The organism is Paramagnetospirillum magnetotacticum MS-1, from assembly GCF_000829825.1.
Taxonomy (GTDB): Bacteria; Pseudomonadota; Alphaproteobacteria; order Rhodospirillales; family Magnetospirillaceae; genus Phaeospirillum; species Phaeospirillum magnetotacticum.
In genome coordinates this window covers 1,063,588-1,089,830 of sequence record NZ_JXSL01000030.1, presented here as the reverse complement: position 1 = coordinate 1,089,830, position 26,243 = coordinate 1,063,588, and the positions used below count along the sequence as shown (strand labels likewise).

Annotated in this window: 27 protein-coding genes; 13 read left to right on the top strand and 14 right to left on the bottom strand. The window is 64.9% G+C overall.

What is annotated here, in order from left to right:
• Positions 1-2 precede the first annotated feature (2 nt).
• Positions 3-1,106, top strand: coding sequence for a redox-regulated ATPase YchF (gene ychF / locus CCC_RS17660; protein WP_009870392.1), 1,104 nt, complete (start codon positions 3-5; stop codon positions 1,104-1,106).
• Positions 1,107-1,240: 134 nt separating this feature from the next.
• Here ychF and CCC_RS17655 read toward each other — a convergent pair whose 3' ends face one another.
• On the bottom strand, positions 1,241-2,188 hold the full coding sequence (locus CCC_RS17655; protein ID WP_041042225.1) for a prenyltransferase: 948 nt from the start codon (positions 2,186-2,188) through the stop codon (positions 1,241-1,243).
• A gap of 135 nt (positions 2,189-2,323) precedes the next feature.
• Here CCC_RS17655 and CCC_RS17650 point away from each other — a divergent pair, with 135 nt between their 5' ends.
• A complete protein-coding gene (locus CCC_RS17650) occupies positions 2,324-3,391 on the top strand; it encodes a GGDEF domain-containing protein (RefSeq protein WP_041042223.1) in 1,068 nt (355 codons plus the stop codon).
• 42 nt (positions 3,392-3,433) lie between these two features.
• On the opposite strand, the gene htpG is transcribed toward CCC_RS17650, so the two are convergent.
• Positions 3,434-5,305 (bottom strand): molecular chaperone HtpG, encoded by a 1,872-nt coding sequence (htpG, locus tag CCC_RS17645; protein WP_009870395.1) that lies wholly within the window; start codon positions 5,303-5,305, stop codon positions 3,434-3,436.
• A gap of 260 nt (positions 5,306-5,565) precedes the next feature.
• On the opposite strand from htpG, the gene CCC_RS17640 reads away from it, so the two are divergent.
• The 4 genes from CCC_RS17640 to CCC_RS17625 all read left to right on the top strand — a co-directional run bounded on the left by CCC_RS17640 (position 5,566) and on the right by CCC_RS17625 (position 8,697).
• Positions 5,566-5,928: an HPF/RaiA family ribosome-associated protein gene (locus CCC_RS17640; RefSeq protein WP_041042221.1), complete on the top strand. Its 363-nt coding sequence runs from the start codon at positions 5,566-5,568 to the stop codon at positions 5,926-5,928.
• A 152-nt stretch (positions 5,929-6,080) separates the two neighbouring features.
• Positions 6,081-6,938: a LysR family transcriptional regulator gene (locus tag CCC_RS17635; protein ID WP_009870397.1), complete on the top strand. Its 858-nt coding sequence runs from the start codon at positions 6,081-6,083 to the stop codon at positions 6,936-6,938.
• A 27-nt stretch (positions 6,939-6,965) separates the two neighbouring features.
• Positions 6,966-7,262: a hypothetical protein gene (locus tag CCC_RS22490; RefSeq protein ID WP_160295544.1), complete on the top strand. Its 297-nt coding sequence runs from the start codon at positions 6,966-6,968 to the stop codon at positions 7,260-7,262.
• Between the two features lie 238 nt (positions 7,263-7,500).
• Positions 7,501-8,697 carry a hypothetical protein gene (locus CCC_RS17625; RefSeq protein ID WP_009870399.1) on the top strand — a complete coding sequence of 399 codons (1,197 nt, stop codon included), beginning with the start codon at positions 7,501-7,503 and terminating at the stop codon, positions 8,695-8,697.
• Here the strand turns inward: CCC_RS17625 and CCC_RS17620 are convergent.
• From CCC_RS17620 to CCC_RS17595, 6 genes are all read right to left on the bottom strand, one after another.
• Entirely contained in the window at positions 8,689-9,333 is a 645-nt protein-coding gene (locus tag CCC_RS17620) for an energy-coupling factor ABC transporter ATP-binding protein (RefSeq protein WP_009870400.1), read from the bottom strand. The two genes, CCC_RS17625 and CCC_RS17620, sit on opposite strands and share 9 nt — an antisense overlap.
• Positions 9,330-10,061 (bottom strand): cobalt ECF transporter T component CbiQ, encoded by a 732-nt coding sequence (cbiQ, locus tag CCC_RS17615; RefSeq protein ID WP_009870401.1) that lies wholly within the window; start codon positions 10,059-10,061, stop codon positions 9,330-9,332. Before cbiQ ends, CCC_RS17620 begins: the two co-directional genes overlap by 4 nt.
• Positions 10,058-10,576, bottom strand: coding sequence for a hypothetical protein (locus CCC_RS17610; RefSeq protein ID WP_009870402.1), 519 nt, complete (start codon positions 10,574-10,576; stop codon positions 10,058-10,060). Before CCC_RS17610 ends, cbiQ begins: the two co-directional genes overlap by 4 nt.
• Positions 10,573-11,172 (bottom strand): cobalt transporter CbiM, encoded by a 600-nt coding sequence (cbiM, locus tag CCC_RS17605; protein ID WP_009870403.1) that lies wholly within the window; start codon positions 11,170-11,172, stop codon positions 10,573-10,575. Before cbiM ends, CCC_RS17610 begins: the two co-directional genes overlap by 4 nt.
• A gap of 15 nt (positions 11,173-11,187) precedes the next feature.
• Positions 11,188-11,958, bottom strand: a complete 771-nt coding sequence (locus CCC_RS17600) for a DUF4198 domain-containing protein (RefSeq protein WP_041042219.1) — start codon at positions 11,956-11,958, stop codon at positions 11,188-11,190.
• A gap of 87 nt (positions 11,959-12,045) precedes the next feature.
• Positions 12,046-12,933, bottom strand: coding sequence for a DMT family transporter (locus CCC_RS17595; RefSeq protein ID WP_041042586.1), 888 nt, complete (start codon positions 12,931-12,933; stop codon positions 12,046-12,048).
• A 215-nt stretch (positions 12,934-13,148) separates the two neighbouring features.
• On the opposite strand from CCC_RS17595, the gene CCC_RS17590 reads away from it, so the two are divergent.
• Positions 13,149-13,388: a hypothetical protein gene (locus CCC_RS17590; protein WP_009870406.1), complete on the top strand. Its 240-nt coding sequence runs from the start codon at positions 13,149-13,151 to the stop codon at positions 13,386-13,388.
• A gap of 62 nt (positions 13,389-13,450) precedes the next feature.
• Here CCC_RS17590 and CCC_RS17585 read toward each other — a convergent pair whose 3' ends face one another.
• The 4 genes from CCC_RS17585 to CCC_RS17570 all read right to left on the bottom strand — a co-directional run bounded on the left by CCC_RS17585 (position 13,451) and on the right by CCC_RS17570 (position 16,270).
• A complete protein-coding gene (locus CCC_RS17585) occupies positions 13,451-13,975 on the bottom strand; it encodes a hypothetical protein (RefSeq protein WP_009870407.1) in 525 nt (174 codons plus the stop codon).
• Positions 13,976-14,052: 77 nt separating this feature from the next.
• Positions 14,053-14,589, bottom strand: a complete 537-nt coding sequence (thpR, locus tag CCC_RS17580; RefSeq protein WP_009870408.1) for an RNA 2',3'-cyclic phosphodiesterase — start codon at positions 14,587-14,589, stop codon at positions 14,053-14,055.
• On the bottom strand, positions 14,586-15,698 hold the full coding sequence (locus CCC_RS17575) for an FIST signal transduction protein (protein WP_009870409.1): 1,113 nt from the start codon (positions 15,696-15,698) through the stop codon (positions 14,586-14,588). Before CCC_RS17575 ends, thpR begins: the two co-directional genes overlap by 4 nt.
• Positions 15,695-16,270 carry an arylesterase gene (locus CCC_RS17570; protein WP_009870410.1) on the bottom strand — a complete coding sequence of 192 codons (576 nt, stop codon included), beginning with the start codon at positions 16,268-16,270 and terminating at the stop codon, positions 15,695-15,697. The genes CCC_RS17575 and CCC_RS17570 overlap by 4 nt, the downstream gene beginning before the upstream one ends.
• 117 nt (positions 16,271-16,387) lie before the next feature.
• On the opposite strand from CCC_RS17570, the gene CCC_RS17565 reads away from it, so the two are divergent.
• The 3 genes from CCC_RS17565 to CCC_RS17555 all read left to right on the top strand — a co-directional run bounded on the left by CCC_RS17565 (position 16,388) and on the right by CCC_RS17555 (position 20,447).
• On the top strand, positions 16,388-17,077 hold the full coding sequence (locus CCC_RS17565; protein ID WP_041042215.1) for an ABC transporter ATP-binding protein: 690 nt from the start codon (positions 16,388-16,390) through the stop codon (positions 17,075-17,077).
• Positions 17,074-19,647 carry an ABC transporter permease gene (locus CCC_RS17560; RefSeq protein WP_041042213.1) on the top strand — a complete coding sequence of 858 codons (2,574 nt, stop codon included), beginning with the start codon at positions 17,074-17,076 and terminating at the stop codon, positions 19,645-19,647. The genes CCC_RS17565 and CCC_RS17560 overlap by 4 nt, the downstream gene beginning before the upstream one ends.
• A gap of 77 nt (positions 19,648-19,724) precedes the next feature.
• On the top strand, positions 19,725-20,447 hold the full coding sequence (locus CCC_RS17555) for a Bax inhibitor-1/YccA family protein (RefSeq protein ID WP_041042211.1): 723 nt from the start codon (positions 19,725-19,727) through the stop codon (positions 20,445-20,447).
• A 74-nt stretch (positions 20,448-20,521) separates the two neighbouring features.
• Here the strand turns inward: CCC_RS17555 and CCC_RS17550 are convergent, their stop codons facing one another.
• Entirely contained in the window at positions 20,522-21,286 is a 765-nt protein-coding gene (locus CCC_RS17550) for a J domain-containing protein (RefSeq protein WP_052473341.1), read from the bottom strand.
• Between the two features lie 150 nt (positions 21,287-21,436).
• Positions 21,437-24,001, bottom strand: coding sequence for a sensor domain-containing protein (locus CCC_RS17545; protein ID WP_236686404.1), 2,565 nt, complete (start codon positions 23,999-24,001; stop codon positions 21,437-21,439).
• Positions 24,002-24,187: 186 nt separating this feature from the next.
• Between CCC_RS17545 and CCC_RS17540 the strand changes: the two genes are divergently transcribed.
• From CCC_RS17540 to CCC_RS17530, 3 genes are all read left to right on the top strand, one after another.
• Positions 24,188-24,943, top strand: a complete 756-nt coding sequence (locus CCC_RS17540) for a TerC family protein (RefSeq protein ID WP_236686403.1) — start codon at positions 24,188-24,190, stop codon at positions 24,941-24,943.
• A 126-nt stretch (positions 24,944-25,069) separates the two neighbouring features.
• The gene (fdxA, locus tag CCC_RS17535; RefSeq protein ID WP_009869199.1) at positions 25,070-25,399 is read left to right on the top strand and encodes a ferredoxin FdxA; all 330 of its coding nucleotides are present in this window, start codon (positions 25,070-25,072) and stop codon (positions 25,397-25,399) included.
• Between the two features lie 333 nt (positions 25,400-25,732).
• Positions 25,733-26,227, top strand: a complete 495-nt coding sequence (locus tag CCC_RS17530; RefSeq protein ID WP_008618419.1) for a CarD family transcriptional regulator — start codon at positions 25,733-25,735, stop codon at positions 26,225-26,227.
• Positions 26,228-26,243: the final 16 nt, after the last annotated feature.

The window sequence follows — 26,243 nt, the reverse complement described above, 5'->3', positions numbered from 1 at the left end:
CCATGGGTTTCAATTGCGGTATCGTCGGCCTGCCCAATGTGGGCAAGAGCACCTTGTTCAACGCGCTGACCTCCACGGCGGCGGCGCAGGCGGCCAACTACCCCTTCTGCACCATCGAGCCCAATGTGGGCCGCGTGGCGGTGCCCGATCCCCGCCTGGACCGGCTGGTGGTCATCGGCAAGAGCCAGAAGGAAATCCCCACCCAACTGGAATTCGTCGATATCGCCGGTCTGGTGCGCGGCGCCTCCAAGGGCGAAGGCCTGGGCAACCAGTTCCTGGCCAATATCCGCGAGGTGGACGCCATCGTCCATGTGCTGCGCTGTTTCGAAGACGGCGACATCACCCATGTGGAAGGCAGCGTCGATCCGGTCAGGGATGCCGAGACCATCGAGACCGAGCTGATGCTGGCCGATCTCGACAGCCTGGAGCGCCGTATCGTTCCCCTGGAAAAGAAGGCCAAGAACGGCGACAAGGAAGCCAAGGCCCAGGTCGATGTCATGGCCCCGCTGCTGGCCGTATTGCGTGAGGGCAAGCCCGCCCGCACCGTCACCTTCGACTCGGAAGAAGAGCGCCGCATCGCCAAGACGCTGGGCCTGATGACCGTCAAGCCGGTGGTCTATGCCTGTAACGTGGACGAGGCCAGCGCCGCCACCGGCAACAAGTTCTCCGAAGCCGTGGCCAAGTTCGCCGCCGCCGAGGGCAACAGCTCGGTGGTGATCTCGGCCGCCATCGAATCCGAAGTGGCCCAGCTAGCCTCGGAAGACGAGCGCAAGGAATTCCTCGAAACCCTGGGCCTGGAGGAGACGGGCCTGGCCCGCGTCATCCGCGCCGGTTACGAGCTTCTCCACCTCATCACCTTCTTCACCGTCGGGCCCAAGGAGGCCCGCGCCTGGACGCTCCAGAAGGGTTGCAAGGCCCCCCAGGCCGCAGGCGTCATCCACACCGATTTCGAACGCGGCTTCATCCGCGCCGAGACCATCGCCTATGACGACTTCATCGCCTGTAACGGCGAAGCGGGCGCCAAGGAAGCGGGCAAGATGCGCCTGGAGGGCAAGGAATACGTCGTCAATGACGGCGATATCTTCCACTTCCTGTTCAACGTGTAATTCGGGATTGCGGATATAGGGCTATCGCCCAAACCTATCCGGGGCGAATGCCCCGGACCCCCTTTTGATTCATAAATAACGGGTGGGTTCGGGAGGCCGGGCCTCCCGATTGGGGCCCGGGGCGAAAGCCCCGCCTATCCCAGGAACGCCGCCCCCGCCAGGCTCAGTCCCCCCAGCAGGTGAATCCCCAGCGTGATGCGGATGGCGGCCAACTGGCCCGCCCGTCCGCCCGCCATCAGCAAGGTGGCGGCCAGGGCGGCCAGCATGGCCAGCAAGGGCGGCACCACCACCCAGGGCGGCAACTGCGCCAGCCAGCCCAGCGCCAGCATCAGGGCCGAAGCCACCGCCTGGACAGAGAGATAGAGCGAGGGCGCTCCCTTGATCCCCAAGCGCACCACCAGAGTGCGCTTGCCCGCCTGGGCGTCGGCGGCCAGATCGGGCACCTCGTTGACGATCAGGATGGCGGCGGTCCAGCCGCCGGTGATGGCCGAACACAGCAGCGCCTCCAACCCGATTCCGCCGCTTTGCAGCCAGACACAGGCGGCTACCGGCAGGCCGAAGCCCAGCGCCACCGCCACCTCGCCCAGTCCGCGCGATGCCAGGCTGAACGGCGGAAGGGAATAAGCCAGGGCCAGGGTGCAGCCCACCAGCCCGAAGGCCAGGACTCCCTGGCCCTTGGTCAGGCTGAGAACGCCGCCCAGCCCGCCCGCCGCCAGCAGCAGCACCACACCCCAGACCGCCATGGCCTTAAGGCCGAGACTGCCGTCCTGAATAAAGCGAGAGCCGCCGGTGAAGGGGGCGATGCGGTCGTGATTGAGGCGGTCGGCGCCATTCAGCTCGTCGCCCACGTCGTTGATCACATTGGCGCCCGCATGCAGACAGGCCATGGCCATCGCCGCCAGGGCCAGGGCCGCAGGATCGAGGGAATGGGCGCGGTGCACGCCCCATGCGCTTCCCACCACCACCGGAATCAGAGCAGCGGGCAGGAACATGGGCCGGGTGGCGAGAAACAGGGTTCGGGGCAGGCCGGACATGGACCCAACCTGACTCTTGGGATCATCCGTCGCGTTGACGCGGGTCAAGACGGGGACCTCCTACCCATCCAGGGACACGGGAGCACACGATACGCAGTTTCCGGCCAATGATCCATGGATGGCTGAAACTGGTCCGAAGCCCGTTCCTGTGGTACCAGTAGGGCGTGGCAAGTGTGAGGTTCCATGCGTGATCTGGTTGCGAAAGTGATGGATTCCCGGCTGTCCGACCTGCTGGCTCTGTGGCGCAAGCACGAGACGGCGGGCGGCGATCCAGCCCTGCGTTTCGCTCCCCATGCCGATCATCTGCTGGTTATCGAGGCCGAAGACGGCGCCAACCGCTATGCCCATTATGGCCGGGCCTTCGCCGCTTGCTTCGGCCAGGACCTGACGGGCGAGGTCATCGACCTGCTGCCCGCCCATATCCTGCCCGCCGACCGGCGTTTCATGCTGGAATTCGAATACGGCTTCGTGCGCCGCACCAACCGCCCCCTGTGGCGCTCCTACACCGCCCTGTTCGGCCAGGACCTGCCCCAGACCTGGCAGCGTCTGGTCCTGCCCGCCAAAGATGGCCGCCTGGTGGTGGGAGCCTATCCAGTGGACTCTCCGCCACCCGCCCAAGGGCCCGAGGCGCTGCTGCGTCTGGTCATCGACCGGGTGCCCGTGGTGCTGGCGCCCGATGGCGGTATCGAGGATCTGGCCCTGTCGCTGGGCGCCTTCTGCGATACCAGCCGCCATATGGCCGAGCTGGAGGAACTGGCCAGCCGCGACTCTCTGACCCAAACCGCCAATCGCCGCCATTTCGAGCATCTGGCCGGGCTGGAACTGGACCATGCCAGGCGCATGGGCCGCTCCTTCGCCCTGCTGGCGCTCGATATCGATCATTTCAAGCGCATCAACGACACCTGGGGCCATGCCGCAGGCGACGAGGCCCTTAAGGCCTTCGCCAATGCCTGCCGTCTATCCTTGCGCGAATACGACATCCTGGGCCGCATCGGCGGCGAGGAATTCGCCGTGGCCCTGCCCAATACCGGCCCCGACGGCGCCCGCGTCATCGCCGAACGCCTGCGCGCCGCCGTCGCGGAACTGGTGGTCCGCCCCGCCAAGGGCGAACTGTTCGAGCTCACCGTCAGCATCGGCGTCGCCCAATTGCGCGAAGGCGATCTGACCATCGACACCCTGCTGGAACGCGCCGATCAGGCCCTCTACCGCGCCAAACACGCGGGCCGGAATCGGGTGGTGGCGGAGGAATAGGGATGCGCGAAGGGACGAGTCCCTTCGCACTTTTCCTTCACTTTACCCCAGCAACCCTTTTTCCATGACCGACACCATGCGCCGGGCGAAGGCGGCCGGGTCGGCGGGGGGTTCACCTTCGATGATGCGGGCCTGATCGAGCAGCAGGAAGGCGGCGTCTTCCAGGCCGGAATCGGTGCCGCCGGTCTTGACGCGGGCGGCGAGGCCCTTGATCAGGGCGTGGCGGGGGTTGATTTCCAGGATGCGGGGACGTTCGCCCGGCGACTGGTTGTGGGCGCGCAGCATCTTTTCCAGATGCATGCTCATCTCGCCTTCGGCGGCCACCAGGCAGACGGCGGATTCGGTCAGGCGTTCAGACGCCCGCACATCCTTGATGCGTTCGCCCAGGGCCAGCTTGACCGCCTCGATCAAGGTGGTGAGTTCGTCGGCGGGGGCTTCGTCTTCCTTCTTGTCCTCCGCGCCCTCGGGCGCCTTGACCTTGGAGAGATCGGCGCCCGCGGCGGCCACCGAGCGGAACTCCTTCTCGGCATAGGCGTGCACCGCCGAGACCCAGAACTCGTCGATGGGATCGGTAAGCAGCAGCACCTCGACGCCCTTGGCCTTGAAGCCTTCCAGCTGCGGGCTCTTCTTCAACTGCTCGAGATCGTCGCCGGTGATGGTGTAGATGGCGTCCTGGCCTTCCTTCATGCGGGCCACGTAATCGGCGAGCGTGGTCAGGCCCTCGCCATGGGTGGAGCGGAAGCGGCACAGTTCCAGGATATCGGTCTTGCGCTCGAAATCCTCGTAGATGCCTTCCTTCAGCACCGGGCCGAAGGCGGCCCAGAACTCGTCATACTTGCCGTCCGCATCCTCGGACTTCTTCTTCAGCTCGCCCAGGATGCGCTTGACCAGACCGCTGCGGATCTTGGACAGGACGGGATTGTGCTGCAGCATCTCGCGGCTGACGTTCAGGGGCAGGTCCTGGCTGTCCACCACGCCACGGACGAAACGTAGGTAAGGGGGCAGCAATTCCTCGCAATCATCGGTGATGAAGACGCGGCGCACATAAAGCTTCACATGCTGCTTGCGGTCAGGGTGGAAGATGTCCATGGGCTTGGACGACGGGATGAACAACAGGCCGGTATATTCGATGGCGCCTTCGGCCTTGTAGTGCAGGGTGCTCCACGGCTCGTCGAAGGCATGGGCGACGTGGTGGTAGAATTCCTTGTACTGCTCCGGGGTGATCTCAGATTTGGAGCGCGTCCAGAGCGCGCTGGCCGCGTTGATGGTCTCCTCGACCTTTTCGCCGTCCTTCAGGCTCACCGGAATGGCGATGTGGTCGGAGTAGCGTTTGACGATGGATTTGAGGCGGAAGGCGTCGAGGAACTCCGTCTCGCCGTCGCGCAGCTTGAGGGTCAGCGAAGCGCCGCGCGGCGCGTCGTCGGCGGGCGAGACGGTGAATTCGCCCTTGCCGTCGGACACCCATTTCCAGCCCTTGGCCTCGCCAGCCTTGCGCGAGATGACGGTGACCTCCTCGGCGACCATGAAGGCGGAATAGAAGCCGACGCCGAACTGGCCGATCAGGCTGACATCCTTCTTGGCGTCGCCGGTCAGGCGCGACAGGAATTCCGACGTGCCCGACTTGGCGATGGTGCCCAGATTGGCGATCAGCTCATCGTGGCTCATGCCAAGGCCGTTATCGACGATGGTGAGCGTGCCCGCGTCCTTATTGGGGATCAGGCGGATGCGGAATTCGGAGTCTCCGGCCATCAGATCGGGCTCGGTGATGGCGGCATAGCGCAGCCGATCGCATGAATCCGAGGCGTTGGAGATCAGCTCGCGCAGGAAAATCTCCTTGTTGGAGTAGAGCGAGTGAACAACGATGTCGAGCAGCTTGCCGACTTCTGCCTGGAATTGACGCTTTTCTTCGGCCATGACGGTTCCATCTCCCGGAAGTGAGGGGTTGCATGAATGGGCGCTCTGATATGAGGGGAGCTGCGCCAGCTTGCAAGTGCCGCGATTCTCCGAGACAATGAAGGTTCGCTCCGGACGTTGCCAAGGCCATTGTAAATGGCTATGTATGGCGCCCCGAGCTTCAAGGTCCCGCCCAGACGGCGGGATTTATAAAGGAACCGAGTCGCCCGGCCGCCGCCCATAAAGCCCGGCAAGGGCGAACCGAGAGAATGGAGACGTTGATGCAGATTCCCCTCCAGATCACCTTTCACGGTGTCGATCATTCCGATGCTGTCGAAACCCGCATCCGCGAAAAGGTGGCCAAACTGGAGCATCTCTTCGATCGCATCACCAGCTGCCGCGTGGTGATCGAGCAGCACCACAAGAACACCTCGAACCTGCACCACAAGGGCGAGCCCTTCCATATCCGTCTCGCCCTGACGGTCCCCGGTGACGAACTGGTGGTGAAGCGCGATCCCAAGGACAGCCATGTCAATGAGGATATCTATGTGGCGCTGCGCGAGGCGTTTGCCGGCATGGAGCGCCAGTTGAAGGAATATGTCGACCGCAGCCGCGGTAACGTCAAGGCTCGGGCGAACGCCTAAGCCATTCCTGCCTGCATGGGTGGGCGATCCCCACCCATGCATCAAACTTTCCGATTACAGACCGCGAGCTAGTTGAACTTCTCGCGCGGTTCAGATAAAACGCTGCCATCTATTGCAGTGCAGCATCGTGCTGCCCTCGTTCCGGCCGCACTATGAATATCGATCTCGCCCGCACCTTCCTGGAAATCGTCGACACCGGCAACTTCAACAAGGCCGCCGAACGCCTCTCGGTGACCCAGTCGACGGTCAGCATGCGCATCAAGGCGCTGGAAGACGAATTGGGGCGGCCTTTGTTCGTGCGTTCCAAGTCGGGCACCCAGTTGACCGCCGCTGGCATGCAGTTTCGCCGCTACGCCACCACCATGGTCCGGGTCTGGGAACAGGCGCGCCAGGAACTGGCACTGCCCGCGGGCTTTCGCACCGTGCTGAATGTGGGCGGCCAGTTCTCCTTGTGGGACCGCCTGCTGGTCCAGTGGATTCCGTGGATGCGTACCGCCATGCCCGACGTGGCGCTGAAGGCCGAGGTGGGAAGCTCGGATCAGCTGATGCGCCAGTTGATCGAGGGTATGCTCGATCTGGGCGTCATGTATTCGCCCCTGTCGCGGCCCGGCCTGCATATCGAAAAGCTGCTGGAAGAGCGCTTGGTCCTGGTCTCGACCCGGCGCCGCGCCGTATCGGATTGGGACGAGGATTATGTGCTCGTGGATTGGGGTCCGGAATTCCGCGCCGCCCACAGCCAAGCCTTTCCCGATATGAAAACGCCTGCCGTCCAGGTGGGGCTGGGGGCCTTGGGGCTGCAGCATGTCCTGGCCTATGGCGGCACCGGCTATTTCCCCATGCGGGTGGTGCGTTCCTATCTGTCGGCGGGCCGCCTGTTCGAAGTGACCGGAGCGCCGGAATTCCGCCGCCCGGCCTATCTGGTCCATGCCGAGGACGAAACCCGCGAAGACTGGTTCGACACCGCGCTGGACGGGTTGCGCTACGTCGCCTCGTTGGAAAACGAGGACTAAGTCCAAACCCCATCAATGCTCGTGATCATGACCGCCGAGCTCGTCATCGGCGTGCTTGTGCTCGTGCGGCTTCCAGGCGTGCTTGGCAGGCTCGTGATCGTGGCCGTGGCTACCGTCAACCTCATGCCCATGGGGATGGGAGTGCTGGTGCAGGTGTTCATGCGCATGGCTATGGGCGTGCGCATGGCTATGGGTCACGTCCGCGTGGGAATGGGGATGAGCATGAACGTGACTGTGTTCGTGGGCATGCTGATGTTTGTGCTCATGCCCGCGGTCGTCGTCGTGATGATGGCCGCCGTGCATCTGCCTCTCCCGCTGCTGTGACGAGCCCCCATTCTACTCCGTCGCGCTGAGAATCGGAACGGCGGACGGGAAATTATAGGAAGCATAAATAATAAAATTAGATAAAATTTTATTCAAACTTTGTGTCATGTATTCATAAAATTATCGCCCAACATACCTAAGGGATATTAATTATCATCCAATTAAGTTGGTTGAAATTGCATGATTATGAGCGTAGCGTGAACCGAATGTGAATGTATTGACTTGAGATGTGAACGATATGTCTGGGCGCAAAGAGACGAGCAAAGGGAATTCCAGCCCCAGTACGCAGTGGTCCAATGCCGATCCTGGCATCGAGGCCATTCGGGCCGCGCTGGAAGGACCGGTCATCGGCGTTCTGCGCAATGAAGTCCTGGCGCTCAAGGGACTGCCGCGCAACGCCGCCTATGACAAGGCCATGAACGATCCCAAGATGCTGGACGAGTGCCTGCGCCTGTTCAGAACCCGCCCCGAACTGTTCGCCCATGTGGTCACCGACGCCCAAAAGCGGCCCATCACCCAGGATAAGGACGTCCTGGCCTGCGGCCGCACCCTGGCCGAGGCGGTGGCCTTGGTGGTGCGGGCCTCGGCGCGCCGCTATTTCCGCGCCAAGCTGGACTTCCGCGCCAGGTTCCAGATTCCGCCGCCCAAGCAATCGGTCATGAATCGCATGGCCGTCGCCCTGGGGCTGGCCCATCCGCCGCCGCCGAAAAAGCCCGCGGCCAAGCCCCACGCCCGGTCCGAAGCCCTGTACCAGGTCATCCGCGATTATCTGCGCTTTGATTGGCAGGTGATGCTGATCCCCCATTACACGCCCATGAGCCCCTCGGTAGTCAGCGATCTGGGCTCGCGCCTGCTCGATATCCGCGAGGCCGCCGAGTTGCAGGCGCTGAGCGCGCCAGGCAACATCCCGCGCGATGGGCGGGTGCCGCTGCTGCTCGACGACGCCAGACGCCTGCTGGTGGCTGGCAAGGATGAGGTGGAGCCCGAGATGCTGTGGCGGGTGGTCCAGCAGATGGATCTGGCCCGTCTGTTCCCCAAATCTGAAACGTCCCAGGTTCGCCGCGCCGTTTCTCAGGTGGCGGCCACCCATGTGGACGTGATCCGCGCGCTGCTGCCGGTGCTGGGCGGCGATATCCGCCGCTTCACCGCCTTCCTGATGATCGCCTTCACCACTTTGGGCGAACAGCGCTTCAAACAGGATTTCTGCCAGAGCGGCCAGGTCCACGCCGCCCGCAAGCTGGCCGACCGCCTGACCAACGCGGAAACGCCGCCCCCTTGCCTGGATGACATGAAGCGGGTCTATTCCGCCTTGCTGTCCACCGCCTATGTGGGCGGCGTCGAGGCCGGAGCGGCGCGCCTCGACTCGCAGCCCCGCCTGAAGAAGGCGTTGGACGCTCTGGGCCCGACCTCCAAGCCGGTTTCCATTTCAGGTTAGAATCCCACGCTCCAGGCTCACCCGCCGCGTGGCCAGATGCTCGATCACCTCGCGGTCGTGGGAGACGATGACCATGGCCTGGGGCAGCCCGGCCAGGATGTCGAGCAGCCTTGCCCGCGTCGCCTCGTCCAAAGCATTGGTCGGCTCGTCCAGCAGCAAGGCCTCGGGCTCCATGGCCAGCACGGCGGCCAGGGAAACCAGACGCTTTTGCCCACCCGACAATTTGTGGGTGACCCGGTTCTCCAGGGCCGCAAGGCCCAGCTGGTCGAGTACCGCATGGACGATATGGCGCGCCTCGGCCTTGCTCTTGCCCAGATTGAGCGGACCGAAGGCCACGTCCTCGGCCACGGTGGGGCAGAACAACTGGTCGTCGGCATCTTGGAACAACAGCCCGGCCTTGGCGCGGACCTCGACGAAATCGGATTCGGCGCGGCGTTCGCGCCCAAAGGCATGAACCCGCCCGGATTGGGGCCGGATCAGACCGACCATGACATGCAAAAGCGTGGTCTTGCCGCTGCCATTGGCGCCCAGCAAAGCCACCCTCTCCCCGGAATCCAGGGAGAAATCCACGCCGTCCAGCACCGGATGGGCTGCGTCGAAGGCATGCGAAACAGTTTCGAGACGGATCAGCGTCACACCATCCCCACGGCGATGACCAGGGCCAGCCCAACCGCCGATGCCGCACCGAAGCCCAGATCCACACGGCCCGGCCCCGCCTCGACATCGTCCTCCAGGGTGGGAAAGCGGCCCGTGAATCCTCGGCACCGCATGGCGGCATCGATACGCTCGGCCCGCTCAAGGGACCGCACCATCAGCATGCCGAACAGATAGCCGATGGAGCGCCAGCAATGCAGGCCCGTGCGCGGGCGAAAGGCCCTGGCCCGCATGGCAAGGCGCAGACGGCGGTATTCCTCCTCCATCACCGACAAATAGCGGGTGGTGAACAAGAACAGATGGACGAAACGCCCGCTCACTCCCAGACGGCCAAGCGCGCGGCCCAGGACCGGCATCTCCATGGCGCCCAGAAGGGCGAACAGCGCCACCGCCACGGCATTGGCCTTGATGGCGATCCCGGCGGCACGGAGCAGCCCCTCTTGCGACGCGTCCAGCCCCCACAGGCTGAATAGCGGCTGGCCCGGCACCGTGAAAGGCAGCATAACCAGCGCCACGGCCATGAAGCCTTCCAGGCCGAGCAGACGGCGCAGGGTGGCGCCCAAAGGCAGGCGCGCCGCCAGGGCGGCGGTCACGGCCAGCCCCAATCCGGCGCATTGGGCCGCCAGGGAAGGCACCAGAACCTCTGCCAAGGCGAAGAGCAGGGCCGCCACCAGACGGGTGCGGGGATCGAGGCGTTCCATCAGGCTCATGATCCCCTCCGCCGCGATTGCAGCCAGGCCCAGCAGCCGAACAGGCCGAAAATCATGCCGATTCCGCCCATCACGTCATGCAGGCGGGTCCGCGATTCATAAGCGTCCAACTGCTCGCGCAAGGGACGGATCTGCCGAGCGATGGCCGCTTCAATCTGGGACGTCTCGGGCAGCGCGGCCATCAGCTTGCCCTCGGGCAGGGAGGGCGGCAAGTCCTCGGCGCGGATGATGAACCGGGCGGCATGGCCGTCCTCGGATTCCACCGAGATGGTGTGATCCATGCGCGCCATCACGCCCAGGCGAAAGCCGCCGTCGGGTCCGGTGGTAAAGGCCAGCGGCGGCGATCCGTCGGCACCCTCGATGCGGCCGGGAACACCGGCGGCCTTATCACCGCCGACGAAATAGGCCGAGCCGACGATGTCGTTTCCTTCCACCGAGGCGAAGAGCTTCAGCTTGTGGGCCTGGGAGGGCGCGGCCCAAAGCAGCAGAACGAGAATGGCGGCCAGTCTTCTCATGCCAGCGCCTCCGGCTTGACCCGCGCCAAGAGGCCGATGGCGGCGGAGGCAAAGACCGCCTCGATCCCCATCACCGGCAGATGGGACAACACCACCAGCCGCGCCGCGGCCTCGAATTCGCGACCCGAAGCCGCCAGGGACCCCGCCACCATCACGCCCGTCAGCAGCACGGCCCCGCCCGAGCATAGGGCGGCGATCATGGCGATTCGGCGCGTCGACGCATCCTTGGCCAAGCGGCGGAAGATCAGCCCGGCCAGGACGGCGGGCGCCGCCATGTTAACCGTGTTGACGCCCAGCACCAGCAAGCCGCCGAACCCGAACAGCACCGCCTGCAACAGCAAGGCGGCCAGCAGGGCGGGAAAGGCGGCCCAGCCCAGCATGATCCCAGCCATACCGTTGAGCAGCAGATGCACCGAGGCCGGACCGGCGGGCAGATGGATCAGCGAGGCCACGAACATCACCGCCGAGAGCATGGCCACCTTGGGAATCCGCTCCGGCTCCAATTCCTTCAGCCCGCGCGCCACCCCGACCGCGGCAAGGATTCCCCCCGCCACCAGCACCGGACCGGACAACACGCCATCGGGAATATGGGCCAAGTGTTGGTTTCTCCCCTACTTCATATCCTGGGCGCGCACCCAGATCAGGCCGCCCAGTTCGGTCTTGGCGGGCTTGCCCTCTGGGCTCTTGGCCGGTTTCTCGCTTTCCACCAGGGCCGCGAAGCCCCACCATCCGGCGCGCGGCAGGCCATAGGCGAACTGGCCCGAGGCATCGGCCTTGATCACCTGCGTGATGAAGGGATCGGACGGGGCCTTGACCGAACCGTCATTGCGCCACTCCACCTCGATTTCAGCGAAGGGAACGGGCTTGCCGTTCCTGCGCACGATTCCCCGGAACAAATTGCCGGTCCACAGGCCATAGGGCCGGACCAGGGGCTCGATCTCCACCGGCAGCCCGACCAGCTTGTCCCAGCCGCCGCCGCCCGCGAAATCCACCACCACCTTGGCGTAATGGATGATCCACTTGCCCTCCGCCTTTTCCCAATAGGGTGCGGGCTCCACATAGAAGACATGATCACCGGGCTGTTCGAAACGGAACTCGGCCCCGAATACCGTCTTGCCATCCCGCTTGGCGGGCTTGAGATCCGCTTTTAGATCGCGGGCCTTGCCGCCGCTCAAGACGCCGAACCGCACCGGCAGCGCCATCTCCATCACCGGCCCCATCTCCATGGGGTGGGTGAAGGCCAGGTCCAGGCGGATGTCGCGGGAGCCCTGCTCTGCCACGATGTCGGAAGACGGAATCAGCTCCTGGAAATGGGCCCCGGCCCCCGTGGGAAGACATCCCAGGGCACAGGCGATCACCATGGCGGAAAAGGGCTTTGGCACTACTCCCTCCGACAAAAGATTATGCGACTTCGTTGTGTCTCAGCCAGAGCATACGCGGGCCAGGCCGGTGGGCCAAGGAGATTGTGTCTATTTCCCGCCGCGTCTGAGCACGTAAAGCCCGGACCCCACGACCACCAGGGCGCCGGTCAGGGTGTTGAGGCTTGGAATCTCAGCGAAAAGCAACCAGCCCAGGCTGGCCGACATGATGATGTGGAAATAGTCGAAGGGCGCCACCACCGAGGCCGGGGCCAGACGCACGGCACGGGCCATCAGCAGTTGGGCCACGCCGCCCAGGATTCCGGCTGCGGCGAACAGGCCCCAGGCCTGGGCGTCGGGCGCCCGCCACACCAGGGGAAGCGCCGCCCCCGTCAGCACAATGGTCAGGATGGAGAACCAGAATACCGTGGTTACCGCCGCCTCGGTGCGCCCCATATCGCGCATCAGCACCATGGCCAGGGCGTAGAGAAAGGTCCCGGCCAAGGCCAGCGCCGCCCCGGCCCCCAGCAGATCTCCGCTCCAGGCATCGGGACCGGCCACAATGAGAATACCGCCAAATCCCACCGCCACCGCCAGCCAGTGGCCGAGGGCGACGCGCTCCTTCAGAAGCGGAACCGAAAGCGCGGTGATCAGCAACGGCGCGGCAAAGCCGATGGCGGTGACCTGGGCCAGGGGCAAACGGTGAATGGCCAGAAAGAAGCAGCTGACCGCCACCAGGGCGATGCCCGACCGCGCCACATGCGCCCAGGGCCGGGCGGTGACGATGACGCCCATGCCGCCGCGCCACAAAAGGGGTATCAGCGCAATCAAGCCGAATCCGGCCCGGAAAAACAGCACCTGAATAACCGAATACTCGGCCATCAGCAGCTTGGCCATCGCATCCATGCCGGCAAACAGCGAGGTGGCGGCCAGCATGGCGGCGATACCGGCCCCGTGATGGGAGCGCGCAAGGCCGGGACTGTTAAAATCCGATGACACCGTGACCGCACCTTCTTGATAACCCGAGCGCGCCATCCCATATGATGTGCTTCTGGATCAGTCCATATCAGATAGTTATTGCGCCGCAGCAATACTTGCCGCACTGCGATCGTTTACATAAAAGTAAAATAATTGATACCAAAGTGACTCTGTAAATTCTTCGGCAACTACTGTATAGTCCGTCTTGTGTTGAAATCCGGAAATAGGGGGCTGCCATGCTGTCAGGCGCGTACAGATCCACCCCGCAACCGGCCGAGTTCCGTGGCGTGCGCCGTCTTGGCCCCGCGCCCGGCGGTCGCTCCGCCCTTGCCATCGCCTATTACGAAGGCTGCGCGGAACCGACCTTGGACGAAGTCATGGCCGACCCCATCATCCATCGCCTGATGGATCGCGACGGCGTGGCCCTCGAATCCCTGACAACCTTGATCGCCGAGGTGCGCGGACGCCTCTTATAAGGCTGGCACATCTTGGCCGATTGCGAAAAGCCCCCCTTTGGGGGCTTTTTTGCTGCGCCGTCTCAGCGCTTGGGCGGAGGCAGTTGTTCCGAACGGATCGAGCTTGAAGGCGCCGAGCGCGGTGCCGGGGCAGATTCAAAGCTTCCGCCGCCATCCGATTGCTTGGGCGCCACCGTGACCGAAACCAGGGAACCGTAAACGGTGCGCCGTTCCACCTGCACGGTTGCGGCACGGTCGCCGCGCACATAGGTCAGCACGCTGGTCTCGGCGGTGACGCTCATCATGGGCTGCCAGCCGAAATTGGGCATCTGCTGCTGGTAGAAGGCGGTGACTTCATTGGCGGAATTGTACAGCGTCATCACCACCCGACCGGTCCATCGGTCGCGGTCCGACAGGATCAGCGAGCGCTCGTTATCCATGGTGGCGCCCGAGGGAATGGGAATATCGGTGACCAGCTGAAAATTGGCGGGCTGCTCGCCATTGGCATTGGCCGCCGAGGAGGGCGGCAATTGCGTGCCGCGCGTACAGGCCGCCGCCCCGAGAGCGACGGCAAGGCACAGCGCAATGCGGAAAGGCGATCCGATCATGGCTTTGAAAATACTGTGAAGACTGGCCTTGAACAAGGGAATGTTTGCGTTTTGCCACTTCGACCCAAGATGTGGGCCTACCCCAGGGGGTAATGTTCCAAGGCATCGTAATGGGCACCCTGACGGCCAAGGGTCGAGCGGAACAGGGTGAACCGCTCCACCGCCACCAGCTCTTCACGGAAAGGACCGCTGGCGTCGATGAAATCCTGGAGGCGTCCCGACGGGGTGTCTTTCAGGCGGGCCAGGGTGACATGGGGATTGAATTTGCGCGGCTCGGGCGAGGCACCCGCCCGAACCACGGCGGATTCGATACGCGAGGCCAGGCGAGACAGGGCGTCCGAGCGCTCCACCCCCACCCACAGCGTGTGGGCCCGATGGCGGTCGCCGAACAGGCCCAGCCCGCTCAGAGTCAAGGCGAAGGGCGGTTCGGCCAGGGCGGCGAGTCCCAGGTGAATTTCCTCGGCCAGATCCTCGGCCACCTCGCCGATGAAGCGCAGCGTCAGATGCAGATCGGCGGGATCGACCCAACGCGCACCCGGCAGGCCCCGCTGCAAGGCGGCCATACGCGCGCTCAGTTCCTCGTCGAACCCGATCCCCACGAACAGGCGGATCACGGTCTGGGTCCCGGAAGCAGGGTCAGCACGCCGGTGAAACCATAGAGATGGTCGCGGCTGATCTCGCCATTTGCGAAAAAGCCGATCAGGGGGAAATCGCCCAGCACCTCGTGCAGCAATTCCGGTTCGGCGTCCTTATGGCCGAACATGTATTCGCCGCGCCCGGTGCACGAGACGTAAAGCCCCGCCCGGATGGGGCGGCCGTCCAGCCGCTCCTTCAGACCGATCAGCATGCGGCGCAGATCGGCGCGGGCGGCGTTGGCGTCACGGCGCACGAAGATCAGTCGGCCGCCTTCCTCCACATGCTCGCCGATGGCGATCCAGCCCTGGCCGGGATCGATGCCGATCAGGGTGCGGACCTGATAATCATGGCTGTCGTCGCCCTCGGCGGGCAGGCCCACATGGATGTAGCCCGCGATGCGGCGCAGATCGCGGGCCAGCAATTCGCCCACCTCCTCCTTCAGCACGTCAAGCGCCGGGCGGCCGTCCAGGGCCATGACCACGCCCTGCCAGGATTCGGTGACGGTGTGAACTTCCCCTAAGGGCGAGCAGCCCTGGGTCATACCGGTCAGCACCTCTATCCCTGAACCCAGAAGCACACCGGCCAGACCGCCATCGGTGGCGATCCCGGCCAGTTGGGCGGCCGGGCCCGATGCCGACATCAGGCCCCCGGCCAGAAAACCGGCCTCGGCGGCCAGATCGGTGACGGCCTTGGGGACATCCGGGTCGCGCGGATCGCCATGGACCAGCCCGACACAGGGAAAATGGCGCTTGGCCCAATCGGCGGCATCGCCGATGAAGACGCGGAACTGGTCGGGGGGAAGATGGCCGATCATGGCGGCCACGGCGCCTTCATCGCGGATCTCCGCATCCTCGACGCATAGGCCGGGCGCCACACCGCCCACCCAATGCTCGATACGGGTGGTCTCGCGCAGGAAGGTCAGCATGGAGGAGAGATTGAGGGCGAAGGCCTCGGTGGCGTAGAGAAAGCCAAAATTGGCGCCCGGCGGAATCGGTGTCAAACGGTCGAGGCAGGCCTTGGCGGCGATGCCCCAATGATCGGCCTTGGCGTAGGCGACGCGGAAGGGATCGGCGGGATCGGCAGTCACGGCTTTACCCTTTCCAGCAATTTGCGCACCGAGGGAAGGATGCGCTCGACGATGAGATCGACGCCCCTGGCATTGGGATGCAAGCCGTCGGGCAGGCAAAGACGCGCCTCGCCCGCCACGCCGTCCAGGAAGAAAGGGTAGAAGACCACGTCATGGGAGGCGGCCAGATGGGTGAAGACCGATTTGAACTCGGCCTCAAAAGTCTTGCCGTAATTGGGCGGGGCCAGCATGCCAGCCAACAGAACCGGAATCCCCGCCGCCTCCAGACGCTTCAAGATGAAATCGAGATTGGCCCGCGTCAGGGCGGGATCGAGACGGCGCAGCCCGTCATTGGCCCCCAGTTCAAGGATGGCCAGATCGGGCTTGGCGGCCAGGGCCCAGTCCAGACGGGCCTTGCCCCCCGCCGTGGTGTCGCCCGAGACACCGGCATTGATCAGGGTGACGTCGCGGCCCTCGGCCCGCAAGGCGCGCTCCAGCCGGGCGGGAAAGGCCTCTTCGGGGGCCAGGCCGAACCCGGCGGTGAGCGAATCTCCCAGGGCCAGGATGCGTTTTGTGGTCGCGGCACGGGCCATGGCGCCTCCTCCCAGTAGATTGACAAGAGTCAGGACGGCCCCATATCGCAAGACCCAGCGCCTGTTGCGGTTTATTCTGCCCAACTTGCCCCGATTGCCCAAGAGAGTCGCCCCCGCATGCATCAGCGTCCCATCAACGGCCTTCCCCTGGTTTCGCTGGAGGCCATCAGTCTCAACTTGGCGAGCCTGGCGGGCGAGGTCAATGTCCTCGATGCCATCGACCTGCAGGTGGCGGCGGGCGAGACCCTGGGCGTGGTCGGCCCCTCGGGCTCGGGCAAGTCCACCTTGCTGATGATCATGGCCGGGCTGGAACGCCCCTCTTCCGGCAAGGTGGTGGTGGAAGGCCAGGATTTCGGCCCCATGGACGAGGACGCTCTGGCGCGCTTTCGCCGTGATACGATCGGCATCGTCTTTCAAAGCTTTCACCTGATTCCCACCATGACCGCCCTGGAGAATGTGGCGGTGCCCCTGGAACTGGCCGGACATGCCGATCCTTTCGGGGCGGCGGCGGAAGAACTGGGCCGGGTCGGACTGGCACATAGGACAACCCACTATCCCGGCCAGCTATCGGGCGGCGAGCAGCAGCGCGTCGCCCTGGCCCGCGCCTTCGCGCCACGTCCCAAACTGCTGCTGGCCGACGAGCCCACCGGCAATCTGGACGGCGTCACGGGCCGCGCCGTGATGGATCTATTGTTCGATCTCAACGCCCGCTTCGGCACCGCCCTGGTGCTGGTCACCCATGACGACACCCTGGCGGCGCGGTGCTCGCGGGTGGTCCGGGTCGAGGACGGGAAGATCAAGCCGTGATCCGTCTTGCGCTAACCTTTGCGCGGCGGGAATTGCGCGGCGGGTTGAAGGGCTTCCGGGTGCTGGTCGCCTGTCTCGCCCTGGGGGTGGCGGCCATTGCCGGAGCAGGCAGCTTGCGCGCCGCCTTCGATGCGGCGCTGGCCGAGGACTCCCGCGCCATGCTGGGCGGTGATCTGGATATCCGCCAGACGCACCAGCCCTTTGCTCCCGACATGCTGGAGGTTCTTTCGGGCCTGGGAAAGGTCACCCAAGGACTCGAGATGCGGGCCATGATTCAGGTGGACGGCAATACGCGCCGCTCCCTGGTGGAACTGAAGGGCGTCGATGAAACCTATCCCCTGGTGGGGAGATTGGAGTTGGCCCCCTCCCCCCCGCTGCGCGGGTCCCTCCCTCCCCCAGCAGAGCTGGAGGAGGGGCGGGGTGAGGGCATCTTCGCTTTCCACGACGGCGCATGGGGTGCTGCGGCCGAGGCCAATCTGCTGGACCGCCTGGGGCTGAAGCTTGGCGACCGGGTTGCTGTGGGTGATGCCGTCTTTCGCATCACCGCCGTCATCGTCAAGGAACCCGATCGCATCGCCACGGCCCTGTCCTTCGGCCCCCGGCTGATGGTGGACAAGCGGGCGGTGGAGGCCACCGGCCTGATCCGCCCCGGCTCCCTGGTGCGTTACACCTTGCGCCTTCTCCTGCCCGATCCGAGCGGGACGCCCGCCGCAAAGGCCGAACTGGCCCGGCGCTTTCCCGAGGCGCCCTGGCAGATGCGCGACGCCGCCGAGGCCGCGCCGGGCGTGGGCCGCTTCCTCGATATCCTGGCGTCCTTCCTGGCCCTGGTGGGGCTGACCGCCCTACTGGTGGGCGGGATCGGCGTGGCCAATGCGGTCAAAGCCTATCTGGACGGGCGTATCGGCACCATCGCCACCCTGAAATGCCTGGGCGCGCCGTCCAATCTGATCTTCGCCACCTATTTCCTGCTGGTGGGCCTGCTGGCCGCGATCGGTATCCTGCTGGGGCTGGCGGCGGGTGCCGGTTTGGTGCCCCTGGTGGCGGAACTAGGCGCCGAGCGCATTCCCCTGGCACTCAAGGTCGGGCTTTATCCCCGCCCGCTGATGATCGCCGCCGGGTTCGGTGCGCTCTCCGCCCTGGTCTTCACCCTGTGGCCCCTGGCGCGTGCCAAGGCAATTCCGGCGGCCGTGCTGTTCCGCCGTCTGGTGGCGCCCGAGCCGGGACGGATCGGCAAACCCGTCCTGGCCGCGCTGGTCCTGGCCGCAGGCGGGCTGGCCGGGCTGGCGGTTGTGTCGGCCGCCAACCGCCCCCTGGCCGCTTGGTTCGTGGGCGCGGCGGCGGCCACATTGGTGCTGTTTCGCGCCCTGGCCTGGGCCTTGTCCAAGGCGGCGGCGGTCCTGGCGGCCCGGCATGGAAAGAAAGCCGGACCCACCTGGCGCATGGCCCTGGCCAATCTGCACCGCCCCGGTTCGGCGGTGGTGGGCATGGTGTTGTCCCTGGGTCTGGGGCTTTCCGTGCTGGTGACCATCGCCCTGGTGGAGGGCAATCTGGCCGCCCAGTTCGGCGAAAGACTGCCTGAACAGGCGCCGTCCTTCTATTTCATCGATATCCAGCCCGATCAGATCGACATGTTGGAGCGGGTGGTGAGCCAGACCGATCCGGCCTCAATCCTGTCCAAGGCCGCCTTGGTGCGGGGCCGCATTTCCTCCATTGGCGGCGTACCGGTGGGACAGGCGAGTATCGCGCCCGAGACGCAGTGGGCGGCCAGGGGCGATCGCGGCCTGTCCATGGCGGCATCACCTCCCCCCGGCGCGCGCATCGTGGCGGGCCAGTGGTGGCCCGAGGATTACCGGGGCGCGCCGCTGGCCTCGGTGGACGCCGCCGTGGCCAAGGGCTTTGGGCTCAAGGTTGGCGACCGGCTGGGGCTCAATGTGCTGGGCCGCGAGATCGAGGTTGAGGTCGCCAATCTGCGCCAGATCGACTGGTCCAACCTCACCATGAACTTCGCCTTCCTGCTGTCGCCGGGCACCCTGGAGGGCGCGCCCCACACCTACATCGCCAGCCTGCGTACCGCCCCCGACATGGATTCCATGGTGGAAAAGGCGGTCACCGACCATTTGCCCAATGTTTCCTCCATCCGGGTCAAGGAGGTGCTGGACGCCGCCAAGTCCATCATCGCCGAGGCCGATCTGGCGGTGCGCCTTGCCGGTCTGGTGACCCTGGCGGCGGGGGCCCTGGTGCTGGCAGGCGCCGTGATGGCCGGGCACCGCCGCCGGGTGTGGGAAGCGGTGGTCCTCAAAGTGCTGGGCGCCACCCGCGGCCAGCTATGGCGGGCCCATCTGGCCGAATTCGCCCTGATCGGCCTGGTCACCGGTCTGGCCGCCGCCCTGGTGGGGTCCATGGCGGCGCGCGCCATTTTGCTCTACGTCATGAAGACCGATTGGGTGTTCCTGCCCGGCGCCACGGCGGCGACGCTGGCGGCCTGCGTCACCGCCAGTCTGCTGGCAGGCTTCATCGGGACCTGGAAGGCGTTGGGGGCCAAGGCGGCGCCGTTGCTAAGAAACGAGTGAAAATCCGGTAACTTGATTCTTTCGGGAACTGCCTCATATTGGTGGGCAGGTTCAACTGAGTGTTCAAAGGAACGACCATGGCTTTCGGATCAGACCGTAGATACATGAGTGCCGCCCAGGCGGAGGCGTCTCAGATCGACGTGGGTCTGCGGCAGTACATGCTGAGTGTGTACAACTACATGGCCTCGGCCCTGGCTCTCACCGGCATCGTCGCCTGGGTGATCGCCAGCGTTCCTGCCCTGACCGCCATCGCCGTCTACTCGCCACTCAAATGGGTGTTCATGCTGGCTCCGCTGGGTCTGGTGTTCTTCATGAGCGCCAAGATCGACAGCATGCGCGCTTCGACCGCCTCGACCCTGTTCTGGGTCTATGCCGGTCTGATGGGTGCTTCGCTGGCTTCGGTGTTCCTGGTGTTCACCGGCGCCTCGGTGGCCCGCGTGTTCTTCATCACCGCGGCGGCCTTCGCGGGCCTCAGCCTCTATGGCTACACCACCAAGAAGGACCTGTCGGGCTTCGGCAGCTTCCTGATCATGGGCGTGTGGGGCCTGATGATCGCCGGCATCGTCAACATCTTCCTGGCCAGCCCCATGCTGCACTTCGTGATGAGTGCCGCGGGCGTGCTGATCTTCGCGGGTCTCACCGCCTACGACACCCAGAACATCAAGCAGATGTACTGGGAGGGCGACGACAGCGAAGTCGCCTCGAAGAAGGCGGTGTTCGGCGCCTTGCAGCTCTACATGGACTTCATCAATCTGTTCATGTTCTTGCTGCAGTTCATGGGCGTGCGCCGCGACGAGTAGCCGCCGGCCACGATGAAACGAACGAGCCCGCCCCCAGAAGGGGCGGGCTTTTTCATGATGAGCAGCCTTGGGTCTTAATCCGCCAGCACTTCCATGGCCTGGTTGAGCTGGCTCATGCGGTGGTGATTGCCGTGATTGCTGTCCGGATGGTGGATGGTGGCCAGCATGCGGAACTTGGCCCGCACCATGCGCCGGTCAGGGGTTGCGCCGGGCGGGAAGCCCAGGATGTGAAGCGCGTCGGCCCGCGTCATCACGCCGCCCGGCAAGGGCTCGAAAGACAGCACGTTGATGATGGCGCGCAGGCGCTCGATTTCCTCGTTGGCGCTGGCGATGGCGGTGGCCTGCTCGCGCACGCCCCGGCGGCGTTCCACCTTGGGAAAGGCGGGCTCGGCCTGGGAAGGCGGCGGCGGCGGAGGAGGAGGAGGAGGAGGAGGAGGAGGAGCGGCAGTGACCTCTTCGCCCGGCCGTTCGACTCTCAACCGCACATCGCCCTGGGCCAAGGCCAGGGCCATGGCCAGGGCCCGGCGAATGGCCTCGACACTGTAGCCCGGCGCCATGCGCACCTGAAGACGGGGCTTGCGCCGCCAGGGGCGTCCCTCGGCCGGACCGGATTTGAGGATGACGGTCTCGCGGTCCTCGGGCTCGGGCTCGCCGGGATCGGGATAGGCGGCGATGGTCTCGGGTGGCACCACCAGCAGGACCGAGCGGGCGATATCGCCCACATTGACCCGCCGACGCAGGGCAAGCTTGTCCACCGCGTCGCGGAAAGCGCTGGCGCAGGGGATGGTGTAGGAATGCTTCACCGGATTGGCGGCGGCGGTCGCGCTATGATCTTTCATGGCCCGGATTCGACGGTCGGAACGGGTGCCCTCACCCACCCGAAATGAATAGGGCGAAACGATCAATTCCGTCAACTGCCAATGTTGGCCGTTGATAAGATGCACGAGGTAGTGTGCCGTATCTATCTGAAATTATGACGTTTCTAAGATCTAAGCGTCAACGGTAAGACGCTCCGGATTCGGCATCTTCAGACGCCGCCCCTCGGCCAGCAGGGCGCGCATGCCCTCGGCGGGCAGTGGGCGGCTGAAGAAATAACCCTGGATCTGGTCGCATCCCAGATTGCGCAGGAAATCCAGATGCGCCTGATGCTCGACGCCTTCGGCCACCACTTTGAGCCGCAGCGCCTTGGCCATGGCGATGATGGCGTCGACGATGGCGGCGTCGTTGGGGTCGGTGGTGACGTCCAGAACGAAGGAACGGTCGATCTTCAGCTTGGCGATGGGAAAACGCTTCAGGACCGAGAGCGAGGAATAGCCGGTGCCGAAATCGTCGATGGAGCAGGCGATGCCCATCTCCTTCAGCTGATTGACCACGACGATGGCGTTGTCGGCGTCGCGCATGGCTGAGCTTTCGGTCAGTTCCACTTCCAGCCAGCGGCTGTCCAGATGGTTATCCACCAGGGCCCTCTCGCAGGCCGACAGCAGGCGCCGGGCATACTGGAACTGCCGGCCCGAGACGTTGACCGCCACGGGGATGGCCGACAATCCCTCGGTCTGCCATTGCTTGTTCTGGCGCGTGCATTCCCACAGCATGAATTCGCAGATGCCGTCGATCAGGCCGGATTCCTCGGCCACCGGGATGAAATCGACGGGCGAGACCATACCCAGATCCGGACTGTTCCAGCGGACCAGGGCCTCCATGCCCACCACATTACCGCCCGCCAGGTCCACCTGGGGCTGGTAATGGGCGGTCAGCTCGCCATGCTCGATGGCGCGGCGCAGGCGGGTCTGCAGCGACAGGGTCTTGGCGGCTCGCGCGCTGATTTCCTTGGTGAACATCTGAAAAGAGGCTGGTCCCTGCGCCTTGGCCAATTGCAGGGCGGCATCGGCGTTCTTGATCAGGGTCTCGGGATCCTCGCCGTCTCGGGGATAGAGCGCCGCACCCATGGCGGCGGAAACATCGAAATCCTGTCCGGCCGCAGCCACCGTGGCATGGGCCGAGCCCCGCAGGCGGTCCAGGGCGTCCATGGCCTCGCGCTTGGAGCCCAGCCCGGTGATCAGCACCAAGAAGCGGTCGCCCGAAGTCCGAGCGATGACGTCGTTGGGCGACAGGGCGGCACGCAGCAGATCGCCTGCCGCCATCAGCACCTGATCACCGATGCCGTGGCCCATGGTGGCGTTGATGATGCCCAGCCGATCGAGGCCGACGCTGACCACGGCCAGCATGGTCTGGTCGCGGGCGGCGGTTTCGCGGGCGGCGGCGAAGCGCTCCAGGAAGGCGGTGCGGTTGGGCAGCCGGGTCAGGGGATCGAAATAGGCCAGGAAGGACAGACGCTGTTCCGCCAGCTTGCTGTCGGTGACGTCCAGCATCACCCCATCCCAGACCACATTGCCGCCGGCCCGCAGGGTCGGGCGCGACTGGCCGCGCAGCCAGCGGCGGCGGCCATCGCTTCCGGGGACGGCCATTTCCTCGTCGAAAGGCTCCATGGTCCGGGCCGAGCGGCCCAGCCCGGCATAAAAGCTTTGCCGCTCGTCCTCGGGAATCAGCGCCAGAAACAACTGCGGATTGTCCATCAACTGTTCTGGTCCCAGGCCTAAGATGGCGCGGCAGCCCTCGCTCACATAGGAGAAGGAAAGACTACCATCGGGGCGCAGCTCTCGCTGAAAGACCATGCCGGGGACATTGGCGGCGATGGCGCGCAGCCTTTCCTCGGATTCGCGCAGCGCCGCCTCGGTCAATTTGCGCTCGGTGATGTCGCGGCCGATGCCGATGAACAGGCGCTGGCCTTCCAGCCGGACCTCGGTGGTGGACAGTTCCAGGGGGAAGGTGGAGCCGTCCTTGCGCAATCCCATGAGTTCGCGCGCGCCGCCGCCCACAATACCGCCCGCCGAAACCTCGGCGGATTCCAGCAGATCGTCGTGATGCAGCGATTGCGGCAGCAAGGTGTTGAAGGGGCGGCCCGCCAGCTCCGCCATGGTCCAGCCGAACAAGGCCTCGGCGGCGGCATTGACGCTGTCGATGGTGCCGTCGGTTTCCACCACGATGAGCGAATCACCGGCATGGTCCATCAGCATTTCCAGGCGCAGCTCGGCGCGGCGTCCGTCGGTGACATCCACCATCACCCCGTCCCAGAGGACGGAACCGTCCTCCTGACGCCGGGGTTCGGCGGCGCCTTTCAGCCAGCGGACCTCGCCATGGGCGGTAATGGCGCGGAATTCCTCGCGGCAAGTGTCCAGATCCGCGGCGGAACGGCGGATCTCGGCCAGATGGGCATCGCGGTCGGCCCAATGGACGGCATGCAGGCAGCCCTGGGAATTGACGCCCATGGCCTCGGCGGCAAAGCCCAGCACCGCCCGGATGCTGGCGCTGAACCAGGGATAGTGTATGGCCCCATCGCTGGAAAGAATGCGCTGGAAGGCGAAGCCGGGCAGGTTGGCGGTCAATCCGTCCAGGCGCGCCTCGGCCTCGGCCAGGCGCGGCAGCGCCTCACTCGGAGCGCAGGGCGCCCGATCGGCCAAACCCCCATCTTGGGCCGAGTCCTTGCTTTTCGTCACCCCAGGTCCCTCTTTTCGGACGGGAATATGCAAAACATGTATTCGCCGCAATGGTATAGGGGGTTTCGGCCGCGGTCAAAACCCAAATGCCTCGGCCAAGGTTACTCGGAATTAAGGGTTCGGGGCGTGGACTCGCGGCCCGAATCCCGTACATTCCCTTCAGTCCAAGCAATCTCGAGGATGATCATGATCATGGCCTGGATCTCGGATCCCGAAATATGGATCAGTCTGACGACCCTGGCGCTGCTCGAAATCGTGCTGGGCATCGACAATCTGGTCTATCTGGCCATCATCTCCAACCGCCTGCCCGAGCATCAGCGTCCCCTGGGGCGGCGCCTCGGCCTGGCCTTCGCGGTCCTGACCCGCCTGGGACTTCTGGCCTCGCTCAGCTGGATCGTCGGGCTGGTCGATCCGGTCTTCATGGTCTGGGATCACCCGGTCAGCTGGCGCGACATCATCCTGATCGGCGGCGGCACCTTCCTGGTGGCCAAGGCCACCCACGAAATCCACGGCAGCCTGGAAGGCGAGGAGCAGCATGCCCCGTCCGATGGCGCGGCGACGGCTTCGGCGGGCCTGGCGGCGGTGATCGCCCAGATCGCCGTTCTCGACATCGTCTTCTCTCTGGACTCGGTGATCACCGCCGTGGGCATGGCCCGCGACCTGTGGGTGATGGTGGCCGCCGTCATCCTGGCCTCGGTGGTGATGGTGGCGTCCGCCAATCCGCTGTCGGCCCTGATCGCGCGCCATCCCACCATCAAGATGCTGGCGCTGTCCTTCCTGCTGCTGATCGGCGCGACCCTGGTGGCCGACGGTACGGGCTTCCACATGCCCAAGGGCTATATCTACTTCGCCATGGCCTTTTCCCTAGGGATCGAGATCCTCAACCTCATTGCCCGGCGCGGCAAGCGGACGCCGGTCAGGCTGCGCAATCCGGTTCCGTGAAATGACCCTAGCCCCGCCAGGGTTGAGCCTGGAGGGTGACTGTGATATCGCTTCCGCCGGATTTTGTTCCGCCGCAGGCAATCCTTGCCCGCCGCATCACGGTTTCAAGGGATATTGGAGAACGACATGGCTTACGTCGTCACCGAGAATTGCATCAAGTGCAAGTATCAGGACTGCGTCGAAGTTTGCCCGGTGGATTGCTTCTACGAGGGTGAGAACTTCCTGGTGATCAACCCCGACGAATGCATCGACTGCGGCGTCTGCGAGCCGGAATGCCCGGCCGAGGCCATTTTCCCGGATTCCGATCCCGCCGCCGCCGCCTGGACCGACACCAATCGCCAGTATTCCAGCGAATGGCCCAACATCACCCGCAAGGGCGATGCTCCCGCCGATGCCGACGACTGGAAGGGCAAGCCCGACAAGGCCAAGCTGCTGTCGCCCAAGCCGGGCCGCTGATCCTCTTCGCAAGATATTGTAGCGGGCGCCGCGCCAAGACCCAGAGGGTCGTGGCGCGGCGTTTGCGCATGGAGAGACGGCGCAAACGCAGGCCTTTGGGGAATTTTCCTGTTCTTCACGGAAGGCGCCTGTGCTATAAGGGCAAGTCCGTCGAACTGTGCCGACGGACACCTTATTGGCAAAGCCATCGGGGCGGGAGTTCGCCCACCAAGACAAGCTGCGAGATTTGAACCAGCCCGTCAAGGGCGAGGCTGGCGAACATCTTTCGTCTCTGTGTGGGCGTATCGGGCGCTTTTGCCGGATCCGGACCTTCTGTCGAGGGAATTGTTGAAGATGACGATCGTTTCTTTCACCCAGGGCGACTATGTGGTTTACCCCACCCACGGCGTGGGCCAGGTGGTGGCCGTTGAGACCCAGGAAATCGGCGGCATGAAGCTGCAATTGTTCGTCATTACCTTCGACCGCGACCGCATGACGCTGCGCGTGCCGGTGACCAAGGCCCAGAAGTCGGGCCTGCGCAAGCTGTCTTCGCGCTCGGTCATGGATACCGCGCTCTCCACCCTCAAGGGCCGCGCCAAGGTCAAGCGCACCATGTGGAGCCGCCGCGCCCAGGAATACGAGGCCAAGATCAATTCCGGCGATCCCGTTTCCATCGCCGAGGTGGTCCGCGACCTGCACCGCAATGCCAACCAGCCCGACCAGTCCTATTCCGAGCGCCAGATTTACGAGGCCGCGCTCGAACGGCTGGCGTCGGAACTGGCGGCGGTGGAGCGCATCGACACCCAGGCGGCGACCGAGAAGCTGCAGGGCCTGCTCGAAGCGGCTTGATGTTTGCCTCGGTGAC